This is a genomic window from Vibrio sp. 1557, assembly GCF_033340175.1.
Lineage (GTDB): Bacteria > Pseudomonadota > Gammaproteobacteria > Enterobacterales > Vibrionaceae > Vibrio > Vibrio alginolyticus.
This window is the reverse complement of the sequence record NZ_JAWOVZ010000002.1, coordinates 147859-163507: the sequence shown is the minus strand read 5'-3', so window position 1 is coordinate 163507 and position 15649 is coordinate 147859. Positions and strand designations below refer to the sequence as shown.

The following is a 15649-nucleotide window of genomic DNA, read 5'->3' as shown; positions in this document are numbered from 1 at the left end:
CCAACCAACTTATTGGAAAAACAAACAATTATTTGATTGACGCAAAACCATAAAAATCTAACTCATTGATTTTTAATTGCTTTATTTTGGTGCGATATTTGCGTAACAGAGTAAAACTCTTAAACATGGGCTAACGATGAATAATCCACTTCCCCCAAAAACTTCTATGTTCTGGTATGACAACAGCTATACCTATGAGGAGGCCGTTCAGGCATTTGAAAGCGATGGTACACTGAAATCGCTGAATATCGTTCCAACCACGGAATCCGATGATCTTGCTGGCTCACCCCCAGAGCGCAGTATGTTTTGGGAGGGAGAAACAAAAAAAATCGATCCGCCACCGCCGTCTGAACCTGAGCCTCTCAATTTAAAAACTGAGAAAGAAGCAACGGAAGCATCACCTGCGCACTTTATCCCAGTCCGCTATGCCATCGATCAGCTAGAAACAGAAGAGACACAACCTTTTGGTTTGCCTGAAGAATGGAAAGGCCAAGGCCCAGCCAAACTCAATACCGTTGGTTACACCCTGCGTCAACTGCGCGACGGTTGGCTGTATGTCTATGATGCAATCAACAAAAGCTTAGACGAATACGAAATCAAAGGAACGCAATTCACGCTCTATAAGTTGGGAGAATCAGAAAGCCCAAAATCAGAGCAGCGTGGGACACCACAAGATGCAAAGCCCTTCCTTACTTACGTCAACGGAAGCGTACTATCGATTTGCTTCTCTGAGCACCGGTGGACATGGCACACGTTCATGCGCGTACTTAACAATCCGAGTAATCATATCGATCGCATGCAAACCATTGTTCTGTCCTCAAACGAGAATCAGCACAACATTGCACCAATAGATAAGTTAACCCAAGTCGCTGATATTGAATCTTCTGCCGTCGATGATGGTCGCTTTGCGGATTCTGGCATCGCCACCAAAGCAGATGAAGATGGTTCTGTCTTTAAACCTGTCGCAGTCGAAAGCGATTTAACCTCTGCGATTCCAGAAGAAGAATCAGGCTACTTCGTCGCGATAAAAGATTACGCCGCAGACATTCAAGATATGTCACTGCATTTTGTTGGTGCCGCAAGCCCTTACCGCCTTTTCACTGACCAGTTTTCAAACCAGTGGAACTTGATGCAGACCGCCATGCAACTGTGTATGTTTGGTGCAAGTGACGAGATAGACATGCCAGCTAGCGTTAAGCGTAACGGCGAAGAGCTGTCGTTTTATACCGACATGGCTGACTATTATGACTCCTCTCACCAACTTGATTTGGCAGAGCAGAACAAAAGCTCAGTTCAGTCCGGCTATCCTGCTAAATTTTCCGCTGGAGCGATTGAATCACACCAACATACCCAAAGTGACATTGCTAAAGCGATACAGGACAAATATCGAATTTCTGCGAGCCGTTTTGGTAAATACGAACAATGGATAGCGACTGAACGCTGGCGTCAGCAGCTCAACTGGAAGCAAATGCTGAGCGAGATGCAAGAGCTGTCAGAACAAAAAGAAACCATGCTAGCCCAAGTGGTTTCGGTCAAACGCGACTTTATCGCAGTAATGGAGTCCTTAACGCCGCATCATCTCGAAAGAACCTTCGACCTATACAGCGAAGACACACAGTACAGCTTGTATCAACTGCACAAGCAAGCCGTTGAGTCATTTACTCTGGTGATGCAAGAAGAAGACCGACAGTGGGCTGAAAGCCAATGGGAAAAACCAACCAGTTTACTTGCTCTCTATGCCTCAGGGTTTAGTCGTAGTTTATTTAAAGTGATGGAGAAGAATATTACAGAGGCGCTTGATGAACAGTCGATCGCCTCAGAAAATCCTGATCCTGATAATCAGTTGATGGACCAGATATCTGATACCAGCAACCGCGTGAATATGTACTCTAAGATCATGGATTTTGTTTCCAACCCAAACACTGCGGAAACGGACTTTCTCAAGGATATCGCCAAAGGCTTCCAAGAGCTGGACATTATCTTTAAATCTGCAATAGGTGCACTTGCAAAAGGAGTTTTAGAGTTTGGCGTTAGCATGACTTCACAAGCATCGATTTTACTGATGCCTGTTTTCGCTAAACCTCTGAACCGTCAGAGCTATTATTTGTTAGCCGTTATTGCAGAGCATATGGCACACAATATGCCGGTGACTGTAAATGAAAGCTACGCTCGCGATTTTAAAAAATGGAAAACACGCGTAAATGATTACCTAAGTGAGCTCAAGAAAAACGATGCGGTCATTGCTGACTTCCAGAAAAACAACCGCAAAGCCGACTCTAAATACACAACAGCTTTAAAAAATAAAAAGAGAATTAAGAAGGCACTCGCTGTAACTACATTGGAGTACCCACAATATATTGAATTACCCGATGATCTACCGCAAAGAACCGTCGAGCTTAGAACTCGGATCGCTATGAATAAGCTCGATGATTTGAATAAACTGTTCGAGAATGCAGGTGGCCTAGGCTTTTTAGCACTAATATTCAACTGCATCGCGCTTGGTGATGCCATGAGTAGTATCCAAGACACGGGGTTAATGTCCTCAGATGAATTTTTGGATATTCAGCAAAAGCTTTTTTATACAGTAAACGCTTGGACGGGAATTCGCACCGGTAAGCTATGGGATAGCGTGAAAGGTGAAGCCCAACTCAGAGCACACTCACGGATAAGGCTTAAAAAGCTAATTGCAGATCAAGCCGATGGTTTCGAACACCTAATAATAGACGACATAAAAACCTTCAATAAATGGCTTGCAGTTACTGGGATCATAGGTGCACTAGCGTCAGGAATAGAGGCTTATCGTGTTTTAAATAGCATCGATGACCTAGAAAGAGATGCAAGAATCGCTGGGTATTTTAACTTTTCTTCGTTGGTCGGATTAACGGTCGTTGGTGCCTTTCAGGCCATTGGTGGAATAACAGGTATATGGTCGGCAAACGTTCTCTTTGGAGGACCAGTAATGTTTGTCATTATGGGACTCACTGCGGTTTACCTTCTTAGTAATCATATCATGAGTAAACTTAAACAAGACGATTATCAAAAATGGTTAGATAAACTTCCTTGGGGCTATCACCCAGATAAAGCACGTTGGAGTCAATCCTCAAGCTTGGTAAAGAGAGAAAAGCATAATTCTTCTTTAGTACAAGAGGCCCTTTTTGAGTTAAAAACCATAATGGATAAACCTTTAATCTGCCAAACACCAATGATGCGTACCGTTCCGAATTCATCAACACAGTACCCAGCAGCAAAACAAGAATTGTTTGGTATTGAGCTACATATCCAAGTTCCCACCAATAATGCAAGAGATGGCATAAAACTTCGGACAAATACTTCTGTAACAGAGGAGGGACTGATGTCGGGAGCTTGGTACACTGGAGTAAATCTAGAAACGTTGAATAGTTCAACGGATTCCTCAGATTCTCAAAGCGTCTATAAATTAACTTTACCAATGAAAGACTCAGCTAACTATCTAGCATTTGAGATTGAATACATCCTTGATGATAAAAACGAATTAAGCCGTAAGTACTGGTTCCAAAATAATGCAAAACAGCGTGCAACTTATACGGCGATTTCAGACAATACTAAACAAGCAACGATCAGAAGTTCATTAACTTCTGATGCTAGTGAACTTAGCTTACAGGAGTAACCCTTGGCTTATTTACCTTTTTACATCACGCCAGACGAACTTTCGGCCTACCAAGAAGAACAAGAGCAACAAATTCTAAAGGGGAAAGATCTTGCAACCTGGCACAAGCACGATATTGAGGAACCTTTTCGATACTTATATTTATCGATTGCTATAGCCGCAGTTAGCCCATTATTTTTCCTTACCTATTTCCTACATGATAGTAGTGAAATGATCTTAACTTACATTTTATCGGGTCTGACGATAATCATGTCTGGAGTGTCCTATTTGACTTTTGGTTTAGACAATCGCTATGACTACACCTTGTCCGACAACGGCTTAGTGATAAAAAAGCGACGTGATTTACCTAATTGGGTAAACTCAGCAACGCAGGTCATGGGCTGGGTTGGTGCTATAGTTTGTGTAGTAATGGTAGGTATTGCTGGGCCCATGGTTCTTGTCGGTGCTGGAGGGTTTATACTGGTTTCATTTCGTATGCTAAATCGTCAGCCTGACGAACCTACGGAAGTTCGAGTAGCAGAGACAGAAGATTGGCTGTTCGCCTACTACAACAAAAAGCGTAAAGTGATTCGCTTCTACCACAAGTATGACGAGTGTTCTAAATGGAGCCTAGAGAAGCATACCATCTTCAGAGCTCAAACTCGTGGTTATAGCTACATATTCTTTAGGACTGTTCAAGACCTAGATGCAATGCTAGAGACCCTTTCAAACAAATACGACATTGAATGTATTGATTTTCCAGACCATAAAGCGTTTTTTGAAGGCAGACCTGAACCTCGAATTGAAGATATCCCTTCTCGCAGCCTTGAATTTCCGGTAGCCGATACCTTTGACCTGAGAGCTAAAAACGCCCCACTTCCTGAATGGCGACGTATTTACAACGGCAAGTGGCAAACGGAATCTGAAATCGAACAATCAAAACCTGAACTAACGACAGCCAAGGAGTAACCCTTGGCTTATTTACCTTTTTACATCACGCCAGATGAGCTTTCGGCTTATCAAGAAGAACAAGAGCAAGAAATTCTAAAGGGGATGAACCTCACAACCTGGCACAAGCACGATATTGAAGAGCCTTTTCGATACTTATACCTATCGATTGCTATAGCCGCTGTCAGTCCATTATTTTTCCTTACCTATTTCCTACATGATAACAGTGACATGATCTTAACTTACATTTTATCGGGTCTGACGATTATCATGTCTGGTGTATCTTACCTGACATTTGGGTTGGACAATCGTTATGATTACATCTTGTCCGATCGCGGATTGGTTATAAAAAAGCGACGTGATTTACCGAATTGGGTCAACTCTGCGACTCAAGCCATGGGCTGGATTGGAGCAATAGTTTGTGTCGTGATGGTTGGGGTTGCTGGCCCCATGGTTCTTGCCGGAGCTGGTGGGTTTATATTGGTTTCATTTGGTATGCTTAAACGTCAGCCTGATGAACCAACAGAAGTGAGAGTAGGCGAACGAGAAGATTGGCTGTTTGCGGGCTACAACAAGAAAAGGAAAGTGATCCAATTCTATTTTAAGCAGGACATATGCAGATATCGAGATACTGCTCATAAGACTATCTTTCGCTCACAAGATAGATCAGATTGTTATGTTTTCTTTAAAACTGAAGCAGATTTAGAATCCATGATCGCGCAACTGTCAAAGGTCTACAAGCTGGATTGTACAGAGGTAGATGACCACAAAAAGCTGTTTGAATCGAAGCCAGAATCAAGGCTCTTTAGTATTCCAGTTTGTAGTAGAGAATATCAAACCGAAGAGGTATTTGATTTAAGGGCGTCAAATGCCCCACTTCCTGAGCGTGAATACCTTTACAACGGCAAGTGGCAAACCGAGTCTGAAATCGAACAATCAAAGTCTAAACTAACTACAGCTCTGGAGTAACCCTTGGCATATTCACCATTTTACATCACCCCAGAAGAGTTGGCAGTTTATCAAGAGGCGCAAGAGCAAGAAATACTCGCAGGCGATAATGTCAGAACATGGCATAAGTATGATGTAGAGGAACCATTTCGCTATTACTTTAAACTTTTTGCGCTTCCATTTGTGATCGCCCCATTCCTACTAACTTTGTTTATACACACGAGTGACACGGTTGGCGTAACTATTTTTTCTTTTATTTTGTCGGTGATGGTGTCTGGAGCCTTTTACCTTACGATTGGCCTCGACTATCGCTATGACTATATTTTTTCTGACAAAGGCTTTGTGATGAAGAAGCGTCGCAACATGCCTAAGTGGGCGAATACCGCCACACAAGCCGTTGGCTGGATCGGTGCGGTAGTTTGCGTTTTGATGGTAGCGGTAGTTGGCCCGATGGCGTTAGCAGGCGCTGGTGCTTTTATATTAGTCTCCTTTAAAATGCTTAAACGTCAGCCTGATGAACCAACAGAAGTGAGGGTCGGAGAACGTGAAGACTGGCTCTTTGCTGATTACAATAAGAAAAGGAAAGTAATTAAGTTCTTTTTTAAGTATGACAGGTGCGAATACCAAGATACTGCTCAGGAGTTTACTTTTCGCTCACAGGGACGATTTTATTGTTACATTTTCTTTAAAAATGAAGTGGAATTAGAATCCATGGTCACGCAACTGTCAGAGGCCTACAAACTGGATTGTAAAGAGGTCAATGATCATAAAAAGCTGTTTGAAGCGAAGCCTGAACCTAGACTTTTTACGACTCCCGCTTATTATCGTGAATACCCTACCAATGAAGTGTTTGATTTAAGGGATGCGAAAGCGCCACTCCCAGAGTGTAAGTATCTTTACAACGGCAAGTGGCAAACCGAGTCTGAAATCGAACAATCAAAATCTGAACTAACGGCAGCCAAGGTATAAACCTTGGCTTGTTTACCTTTTTACATCCCCCCATGAAAAGCTTTAGGTTTACTCTGATGTACAAAAAGAAAAATTGGTTCAAATAACGAATTTTTAACTCGAGGATAGGATAGTAAGCCCGAACCTTTCTATCCTCAACTAAACACCCATTTTGCACTGAGTAAATAGTTACTCACCATGCCTGCCAATATGCCTAAGATCAAAGCCAAATAGACCATCACCCCTTGCGTTCCTAGCGCGAGCGTTACGCCTTTGAACACAATAAAGTTAGGCAAAGCACTGATAAAGGCACTCGCCATAAATTTTTGCCATTGAGCGAAAGGGTTGGTTTTTTCTGCTTGAGAGAAAGTCAGCCAGCGATTGCCAAGCCACGTTGTGGTAGCTGCAAACAAAAATGCTATCCCACGAGCCAGCATCAGATCCAGACCAAACCTATGGAACAACACAGAAAAGATAAGGGTGTCGACCATAAAGCCGACACCACCTACTAGAGCAAACCTTTCCAGCGAAGTAAATTTTGGTAATTTGCGCATTCCGTTATCCAACCACACAGGTGTAGAGTGAGCGTTTCGATTTTGCTGTGAACTCGTTGGTACAACTCAACGCATTTTCATGAATCATGCTATCCACTTGCTGCGATTTACCAATCAGGTGGAATTTCTTCAGATTGTTTAAGTCATTCTTATCTTCAAGCTTTTTCGCCTGACCATGACTATAGAACTGACCTGAGAACGGGCGCTTACCAATGTAAAAGACCGGAGCGTTGTCATTAATTTGCGCGAAGATTATACGGTCGCTGCGGCTATCTGCTTTGCCCATATTCAAAACCAACATCGCAATCATAAGCAGGGCTGGCAACACCGCTGCCGTTCCGGTCAACCATTTGAAATCGTGTTTATCCACCAGCATTGCAATCAAAATACCCAACGCAGGCACACCCGGTAATACGTAAGCAGGCAGAATATTCCCAGCCATGGTGAACAAGATCATTGGAGAAATCAGCCAACACATCAGGAAGCTAAATAAACCTTGATGATCGGTTTCAATAGCTTTGAGTACCTTACGACGTTTCCAAGCCAAGATAGGCAATACAATTGACCAAGGCGCAGCCGATTGCAGCCAGAATACCCAGATCATCCCACGTGGTTGATCATGAGCAGAGCCATACAGGTCCCCTTCCCAACCGCTGACAACAAAACGCTTGAAGTGCTCGCCAACAATGAAGTAATCAATAAATCCAGGCGTCGCCATTTCTGCCATGATGTACCAAGGCAGAGCAATCGCCAGCATAAGCGCCAAACCCGATACAATTGGAAAACGCTGCCACAAGGCTTTGAAGGCACCGAAGAAACCATGCTGAATCACAAGCCAAGGAAACACTGCGATGCCCATGATCACGATCGCCACTGGACCTTTTGCTAATAATCCACAAGCCAAACCAAAGAAACCGAGGTAACCCCACAATCGGCTGTGTTTGTCTTTGCCAAGCCAGCAGTAGTAAAAGCCGACCATCGCCATCGTCATTGCCAACGTCAGCGCCATGTCTGTCATCACCGCACCCGCAGCAATTGAAAAGATGCCACACGTCGCCAGTACCAACGCTGCGATGACTGCATTAAAGCCAGCGCGATGCGCCATGAAAGCAACAAAAACAATCGTCGCAACACCCGCTAACCAATGAGGCGCGCGCACTGCAAATTCATTCAATCCAAACAGCTCAATGCCGTAAGCACTCATCCAAGTGAACAGGGGTGGTTTCCCCCAAAAAGGCACGCCGTAATCAAACTGTGGGGTAAGCCAATTGCCTGTTTCCACCATTAAACGCGCCATTTCGCCGTAGCGGGCTTCTGTGGTGTCCATCAAAGGGTAGGCAGCAAGTGAAATAAGACGAAGTAAAAGAGCAAACGCCAACAACAACCACAGATGGGTTTTATTAATACTCATGATTACGCGGTTTCTCCCAATTTAAACTTCATGGTTTGGATGGATTGATGTTTTGCAGGCTGCTCGTAAACAGACTGAACAAGATAAAGAGGACGTTGCTTGGTCTCGACAAAAATGCGGCCAATGTATTCGCCCAAAAGGCCAATCGACAGCAGTTGCACACCGCCCAAGGCAAGTTGGACGACCATCATGGATGGGTAGCCAGTGACAGGCTCACCAAACACAACAGTTTTCATCACTATGAATGCGCCATAGATAAAGGCACTGAACGCCACCAATGCACCGGCAAGTGTCGCTAAGCGCAAAGGACGAATGGAAAACGAGGTAATGCCGTCCATTGCAAGGCCAATCAACTTGAGGTAGTTCCATTTGGTCTCACCACAGAAACGAGCGTCACGCTCAAACTGAACCGTCACTTGCTTGAAACCCGGCCAAGAAAAGATGCCTTTCATGTATCGGTTACGCTCTGGTAGCGCATTGATGTGTTTAACCACTTTTGCGCTCAGTAGACGGAAATCGCCCACATTCTCCGGCACATCCAATTTCGCCATGCTATTAAGCACTTTGTAAAAGCAAGCGGCCGAGAAGCGTTTGAACCAAGTTTCACCGTGGCGTTCGCTGCGCTGCATATTCACCACGTCATACCCTTCACGCCATTTTGATACCATTTGTGGGATCAACTCCGGCGGGTCTTGCAAGTCGGCATCAATCACGATCACCGCTTCACCTTGGCAGTGTTCCAGACCCGCACTCATGGCGGACTCTTTGCCGAAGTTACGGCTTAATGCAATACAACGAACGTCGCTAGAAGATTGAGAAAAGTTTTGCGCGATCATTAGGCTTTCGTCTTTGCTACCGTCGTCGACATAGACGATTTCACAGCGTTCTGGCATTTCATCCAAAACGGCGGCTAAACGACGATGAAATTCTGGCAAGACTTCTTGTTCGTTAAAGAATGGCACCACAACAGACAAAACTGTTTTAGGCTCAGTGTGTTGGCTCACCTTTGAAAAGGTTGCAGCGTGAATGTTGAAGGTTGACATGCTACTCTTCCACTAAATCCGATGAATGAATCCAGTCTACAAACATCAATGTGAAAGAGATGTTGTTGACATCTTTTTCACGTTCTTAGTGAATAATGTTCGGTTAAGACGAAGTCTTATTTTCGAAAACCCGCCCACTTGGAGAGAAATACATGAAACGCGTACTTTTAGTCGAAGATAATCGAGAAATCGCAGGCATGCTGTTCGATTATTTTGAGTGTGCAGGTATGGAACTCGATTATGCAGACAACGGTGAGCTCGGCTTGAAACTGGCGATGGAAAACACCTTCGACATCATCCTGCTCGACCTCATGCTACCACGCATGGATGGCCTGACCATGTGTAATAAACTTCGCGACGCGGGCAACAACACACCAGTGCTTATGCTGACGGCACTTGATAGCCGTGACGATATGCTCAAAGGCTTCCAACACGGTGCCGATGATTACCTGACTAAACCTTTCGATCTTGATATTCTAGAAGCGCGCATGATGGCACTGATCCGCCGTTACCGTGGCACTGTCGCATCGAGTAAGTTGGAATACGGTGAAGTCTCTATCGACCAAAAAACGCGTAAAGCTTACCGCCAAGATAAACTGCTAGCGCTAAACCCAACCACTTACACCATTCTGGAAATGCTTGTGAAAAGCGCACCAGATGTGGTGACACGCGAAGAAATCGCCTTCCAACTTTGGCAAGAGAACGAGCCGAACAACGACGTTCTGCGCAGCCACATTTACCAACTTCGCAACCAACTTGATAAGCCATTTGAACAACATGTGCTTATCACCGTGCCGAAAGTTGGCTTCCGATTGGAGACTGGTGCATGATCAATCGCTTACTTGCTAGCACGCAAAGCACACAAAGTATGACAGGGCGACTCGCTCTGTTTTTCTCTTTTGTGTCGGTCGTGATTGGCATCTTCTGCTTTTTGTTGATTACCGGCTCCCTGCTTTGGTCTGAAGACCGCGTGGGCGAGCGTCGTATTATGGTCGACAAAAAAGAAGCGATTGAACATTTCCAGTCCCACCCAGAGCAAGGTAGTATTCAGCTTGACCTGCTCACCACCGCATACAACGACATCTCATTGGTTGCCGAGCGCTACCAAAAATACCTGATTGGTCAAAAGCACTTTCTTGATGAGGTAGAAGACGGTGAATACTCGCGCATGGTTTACATGAGCACCTACACCTATAAAGGCGTTGAGCATCCGGTGATTCTGGTTTCCTTGATTGATGAAATCGAGATCACCTCAGAGGAATTCATTCTCGTCGTCGCAATGGTGCTGTCCATTGTCGCCGTGCTGGTGTTCCTGTTTGGTAGCCTGCTGCTGCGTTTATCACAGCGCCTGATTGAACCCGTCAATGCGCTTAAAATCCAACTCGATCATCACCAAGGCGATGCCACGCAGACCTTTAGTGTGCCTGAGGGCTCAGCCAAAGAGTTCCAAACCCTTGCGGATGAGTTGAATGAGTACCGCCACAAAATCAACCAAGTCATCAAGCGCGAGCAAGCCTTTGCACGATACGCGAGTCATGAACTGCGTACACCGTTAACCGTGATGAAAGGCTCAAGCAGCTTACTGGCGAGAAGTGCGAACACGGATTTCCAAACCCGCCAAGTGCACCGAATTCAGGATGCAACGCAGCAGATGTCGACCATGGTGGATGCCCTACTCGGCTTAGTACGTTACGAGCGTAATGCAGATGATTCACCAGTGCGCAGCATCACCGAAGAAGAACTCAACCAAATCATCTTCCAAAGCCAAGCTCAGGCGGATGAGAAAGCACTCAGCTTTGATGTACAGATCGACGGCAACCCTAGAACGCGCGCGACCAATGCCGTGTTGACCATTATTCTTGGCAACCTGATTCGCAACGGCATCGCTGCGACACCTTCGGGATCAATTCATATCAATATGGATGAAAACACCATCTCGGTGCGCGATGAAGGTGAAGGCTTTTCGACCATTCCACATTCTGATGGGCACGGATTAGGTTTGATGATTGTGGACGATTTGTGCCAACGCTATGGCTGGCAATTTAAGATTGGTACACATCCAGAAGGTGGTTGTGAGGCGGTGATTAATCTTGCGTCAGAGCATCAAGAGGCTTGATCAGAGTAACTTCCTCAGCGCCTAATTCAATTGAGAGGTATCTACTTTGCTAAGTATCAAACGAGCAATTCGATACCTCTTTTTAATTTCGATTGAATGAAATCTTATGCTGCAAGCGCTGCTAATCGATTGAATGCTTGCGATGCCGATTCCGACGCCTCACACACAGAAAACATATCTTCGATAAAGTACTTCAACGCTCTAGATTCAATGGTTCGGATTGCCGCTTGCTGTTCGTCCGATAAGTAACCGTAAATGCTCGCCGCACCAAAATCGCCGAAGATCATCTCACCTTGCTCATTAACCAAAGTATTGTGCGCATACAAATCGCCATGGCACACCTTGTTGTCGTGCAGGTGATTAAACACGTCCACCATCTGCTCAACAATGGAATTGACTTGCTCGACCGTCAACGTAAAACCTTGTGGGAATGTATCTCGGGTGCAAGTTTCCAACGTTGGTGGCAAACCCAAGTTGTAGTAACAGTTTGGGATCAGCTCCATCACCAAAGCAAGCTCATTACCGTCATCCACTTGCGCGATGGATTTCACCAAGTTGTTGTGATGCCCGGCTTGCAAACATGCTTCAAGTTCATCATGTGGGTAGCCGTCGCTGGTCACTTCGCCCTTGAACACTTTCACCGCCACTTCATTCGGGAAGTCGTATTGAGCGTCAGTCCAGTTAGCATGAGAAATCACACCACTCGCACCTTGGCCAAGAACATGATTAAGCGAGTAACTGTTTGTCGTCACTTTCGGCACACTGTCTAACGAAGATGGGTGTTTGCAGAATGGGTTACCTGCGAAAGCAAACCATGCCAATTTAGGCAGCTTCATCAACACATCCGGGAAGTGCTCTAACTGGTTCGCAGATAAACGAATCAATTCTAAATTGACCAAGTTTTCCATGCTGTTTGGCAGTTGTTTGATGCGATTGCCCGCCAATGCAAGCTTTCTTAGGCGTGGTCTTTCACCCAGACTGTTTGGCAGAACTTCAATCTCGTTGTCGGTCAGAATCAACCAACGTAACTGAGTTGGTAGTGAGGCTTCACTCACCACTTTAATCTTGTTGGTTTTAAACCCAACCATCTCAAGGTTTGGCAATTTACCCAAGACCTCTGGCAGATGGGTGAACTGGTTGTTGGAAGCAAAGATGATTTTTAGCTTGGTCAACTGTTCCAACTCTGGTGGTAAATCTGACAGTGCGTTACCAGACAAATCTAACACTTCAAGCGTTTCTGCAAGCTCTAAAATTTCCATAGGAAACTCAGTTAGCCCTTCTGCCAACTTCAGTTGTTTCGTTCCTACTAATTGTCCTGTTTTTAATTGTTCTAGAGTTTGCAAAACCAAGCCTTCTGATTGAGTTGAAATAAGCGGCGTAGTTTACGTGGCTTGAAGCAGAAAGGCGAGCCATTGCATTACAGCCCCAGTAAAAGCGCGTCAAAACATCAGGAATAACCGAAATGGTTGTACTGAAACCCAGACTTTTTATCTGGGTTTAATGGCGTTACACTACGCGCCCTTTTTAAATGGCAAAGGTGACACGGTTTATTCCGTCAGCATCGACATGAAACTCTCAGAAAGTCCTATCACCCAACATAGCTTTAATGGGCACAAATTTTTCCTTAAACGTGACGACATGCTCCACTCCCACTTTTCTGGGAACAAAGCACGTAAGTTTATGACGTTAATGGAAGAGCACAATCCCGACATCACCACGTTAATAAGCTTTGGCTCCGCTCAATCTAATGCCATGTACTCGCTAGCGGCTCTCGCCCAGATTAAAGATTGGGCATTTGAGTTTTATGTTCATCACATTCCATCTTGGCTAAAAAGCTCCCCCATCGGAAACTATCGCGGCGCTCTCGATTTGGGTATGAAAATCACCGCCATGCAAGACATCGGTAGCGAACTCCACCCTAGTGAGTACATCCACCAGGTACGAAGATTAGATGAATCGACATTGCTTATTCCAGAAGGTGGACGTTCCCACCTCGCTGAAGCTGGCATCAAACAGTTAGCACGAGAAATTCTTGATTGGACGCGATTGAGAGGTAAAGAGCAGTTTGCGGTCGCCCTGCCATCAGGCACTGGCACGACGTCTTTATATCTTCATAAACATTTAAGTCCACACGGCATTGAAGTGCTAACTTGCCCTTGTGTAGGCGATGCAGATTACTTAACTGAGCAGTTCAACCAGCTCGGTGAAAACAGCCACCCAACCATTTTAACTATCCGCAACAAACACCATTTTGGTCGCTTGTACGAAGAAGATTACATCACATGGAAAGCACTCTTTGAGCAAACCGACCTCGAATTTGACCTGTTATACGACCCGTATATGTGGCAATGCCTCACCCCTTGGTTGGAAGAGAACACAGATAAAATGGTGATTTATATTCACCAAGGCGGGTTACTTGGCAACGAGTCGATGTTGCCAAGATATCAACGAGAATTTGAATAGCGTGTTCAGATAAAGTTGTTGTTGATTCCAGTGATTACTCTATTTGATGAGCGCCAGAATTTCTTTGAATTCAGGTGCTCGGCAATCTTCGACCATTTCATACAAACACATTTCTAGCCCAGTGAGCACCACACCGTTAGCGGTTAACTTCGCAAGAGCGAGCGCTTTATTGGCAGCGGTTCGGGAAGATACACAATCCGCGACTAATTCAACGCGATAACCGGACTGGCGCAGAGAAACCGCGGTTTGATAGACGCAAATGTGGGATTCAATACCGCAAACCAACCAGGTATCAACTTTCGCGTTCTCCACCGCGACCTTAAACGTCGCCTCTTTGCAACCATCAAACGTGTACTTGGTAATAGGTAAATGCGTGCTTTCAAGCACTTCACGAATCGGCTCCGCGGTTGGGCCCAACCTTTCTCGATTCTGTTCTAGCCACAGAATAGGCAAATCTAGTGCTTTGGCACCCTTTACCAGTTTCGTGATATTTTCAATCAGTGCGTCGCTTTCATGCATTAATGTAGCGAGTTTGCCCTGAACATCCACCACAATCAGGCCCGTGTTTCCTTTCGATAACATTTCCATCTCCTATCTTGTGCGACCACAAACCATACTCAACAAGTTGAGCAACAGTTAATGTATCAGAACCCTTTCATGTTAGAGCAATAAAACCTAGAAAGATGACCTTCGCTCACACATTTGCCCTTAGGTAAGTGTGGTTTGAACTGACTATTTAAATTTCTCTCGAATTAGCTCAATCAAGGCTTTGACTTTATTGGGCAGAAATAAGGCCGAGGGATAAATCAGAGTAAGATGCTGCTTCGGATGCGCGAATTGAGGCAGCACCTCGACCAACAAACCGTCTCTCAGTGCAGGCTTGGAATGAATTTGAGGAATAAACGCGATGCCGTTTCCTGCTATCGCCATCGAGCGCAGCAAGTTGAGGTCATCCGAACGCAACGCCACATGCAGATCTGAATCGAGCAAATCGGCATTGTAACGATTAGTTAAAAGGCGATGCTGCTTAAGATCTTCCACCGTTTTTACTGGCGGATGCGATTCTAGATAGGCTTTTGACGCAACAAAGTGACTACGATAAGGCAAAAGACTGAACTGCACATAGCTGTCATCGGTGACTTTGACCACGCTCGGAAGAAGCTGTAAATCAAACGATTGACGCTTAAGATCGACACTCTCTTGATGGTTTTCAATCTCGACCGAAATCTCCGGATACCGCGTTGTGTACTCGGTGATGATCGCGTTAAACGCGGCAGAGCTCATCAATGCGGAAGGAATGGCTAAACGCACCTTGCCCGTCAGCTCTTGTTGATATTCGTGCATGGCATTTAAACCTTGCTGAATATGGTCAATAGGCTGCCCCACCAACTCAAACAAGCGTTTCCCGTGCTCCGTCAACTCAATGCTGCGTGTTGTGCGGATCAAAAGCTGTACCCCGAGCGATTTCTCTAATTCTTGCAGGCGACGACTCACTTTTGAGCGTTGTAGTTGATTCGCCTCTGCCGCTGCACTTATACCGCCGTGAACCACCGTCTGAGTGAATAGGTAAATATCATCAAAACTAACGTTCAT

Annotated in this window: 13 protein-coding genes; 7 read left to right on the top strand and 6 right to left on the bottom strand. The window is 45.1% G+C overall.

Features of this window, described 5'->3' with window-relative positions; all coding sequences use genetic code 11:
* The first annotated feature begins 136 nt into the window (after positions 1-136).
* The 4 genes from R7070_RS03970 to R7070_RS03955 are packed head-to-tail and all read left to right on the top strand — an operon-like array spanning position 137 to position 6490.
* A complete protein-coding gene (locus R7070_RS03970) occupies positions 137-3646 on the top strand; it encodes a T6SS effector BTH_I2691 family protein (protein WP_213905741.1) in 3510 nt (1169 codons plus the stop codon).
* Positions 3647-3649: 3 nt separating this feature from the next.
* Positions 3650-4594, top strand: a complete 945-nt coding sequence (locus tag R7070_RS03965; protein WP_033905695.1) for a hypothetical protein — start codon at positions 3650-3652, stop codon at positions 4592-4594.
* A 3-nt stretch (positions 4595-4597) separates the two neighbouring features.
* A complete protein-coding gene (locus tag R7070_RS03960; protein WP_017634702.1) occupies positions 4598-5542 on the top strand; it encodes a hypothetical protein in 945 nt (314 codons plus the stop codon).
* A 3-nt stretch (positions 5543-5545) separates the two neighbouring features.
* Positions 5546-6490: a hypothetical protein gene (locus tag R7070_RS03955; RefSeq protein ID WP_256900120.1), complete on the top strand. Its 945-nt coding sequence runs from the start codon at positions 5546-5548 to the stop codon at positions 6488-6490.
* Between the two features lie 134 nt (positions 6491-6624).
* Here the strand turns inward: R7070_RS03955 and R7070_RS03950 are convergent, their stop codons facing one another.
* Genes R7070_RS03950 through R7070_RS03940 form a run of 3 tightly spaced genes read right to left on the bottom strand, consistent with a single transcriptional unit; the run spans position 6625 to position 9477 of the window.
* A complete protein-coding gene (locus R7070_RS03950) occupies positions 6625-7023 on the bottom strand; it encodes a GtrA family protein (RefSeq protein ID WP_017634704.1) in 399 nt (132 codons plus the stop codon).
* A gap of 4 nt (positions 7024-7027) precedes the next feature.
* A complete protein-coding gene (locus R7070_RS03945; protein ID WP_045412049.1) occupies positions 7028-8434 on the bottom strand; it encodes an ArnT family glycosyltransferase in 1407 nt (468 codons plus the stop codon).
* Between the two features lie 2 nt (positions 8435-8436).
* Complete coding sequence (locus R7070_RS03940; protein ID WP_017634706.1) at positions 8437-9477, bottom strand: glycosyltransferase family 2 protein; 1041 nt, start codon at positions 9475-9477, stop codon at positions 8437-8439.
* 152 nt (positions 9478-9629) lie between these two features.
* On the opposite strand from R7070_RS03940, the gene R7070_RS03935 reads away from it, so the two are divergent.
* Together R7070_RS03935 and R7070_RS03930 are read left to right on the top strand one after the other, a co-directional pair.
* Positions 9630-10307, top strand: a complete 678-nt coding sequence (locus R7070_RS03935; protein WP_005389368.1) for a response regulator transcription factor — start codon at positions 9630-9632, stop codon at positions 10305-10307.
* Positions 10304-11593: a sensor histidine kinase gene (locus tag R7070_RS03930; RefSeq protein ID WP_205390937.1), complete on the top strand. Its 1290-nt coding sequence runs from the start codon at positions 10304-10306 to the stop codon at positions 11591-11593. Before R7070_RS03935 ends, R7070_RS03930 begins: the two co-directional genes overlap by 4 nt.
* 104 nt (positions 11594-11697) lie before the next feature.
* On the opposite strand, the gene R7070_RS03925 is transcribed toward R7070_RS03930, so the two are convergent.
* Complete coding sequence (locus R7070_RS03925) at positions 11698-12936, bottom strand: leucine-rich repeat-containing protein kinase family protein (RefSeq protein ID WP_064354152.1); 1239 nt, start codon at positions 12934-12936, stop codon at positions 11698-11700.
* A gap of 223 nt (positions 12937-13159) precedes the next feature.
* On the opposite strand from R7070_RS03925, the gene R7070_RS03920 reads away from it, so the two are divergent.
* Positions 13160-14056 carry a 1-aminocyclopropane-1-carboxylate deaminase/D-cysteine desulfhydrase gene (locus R7070_RS03920; RefSeq protein ID WP_064354217.1) on the top strand — a complete coding sequence of 299 codons (897 nt, stop codon included), beginning with the start codon at positions 13160-13162 and terminating at the stop codon, positions 14054-14056.
* A 39-nt stretch (positions 14057-14095) separates the two neighbouring features.
* Here R7070_RS03920 and R7070_RS03915 read toward each other — a convergent pair whose 3' ends face one another.
* Together R7070_RS03915 and R7070_RS03910 are read right to left on the bottom strand one after the other, a co-directional pair.
* Positions 14096-14638: an isochorismatase family protein gene (locus R7070_RS03915; RefSeq protein ID WP_182016760.1), complete on the bottom strand. Its 543-nt coding sequence runs from the start codon at positions 14636-14638 to the stop codon at positions 14096-14098.
* 150 nt (positions 14639-14788) lie between these two features.
* On the bottom strand, positions 14789-15649 hold the full coding sequence (locus R7070_RS03910) for a LysR family transcriptional regulator (protein WP_005376746.1): 861 nt from the start codon (positions 15647-15649) through the stop codon (positions 14789-14791).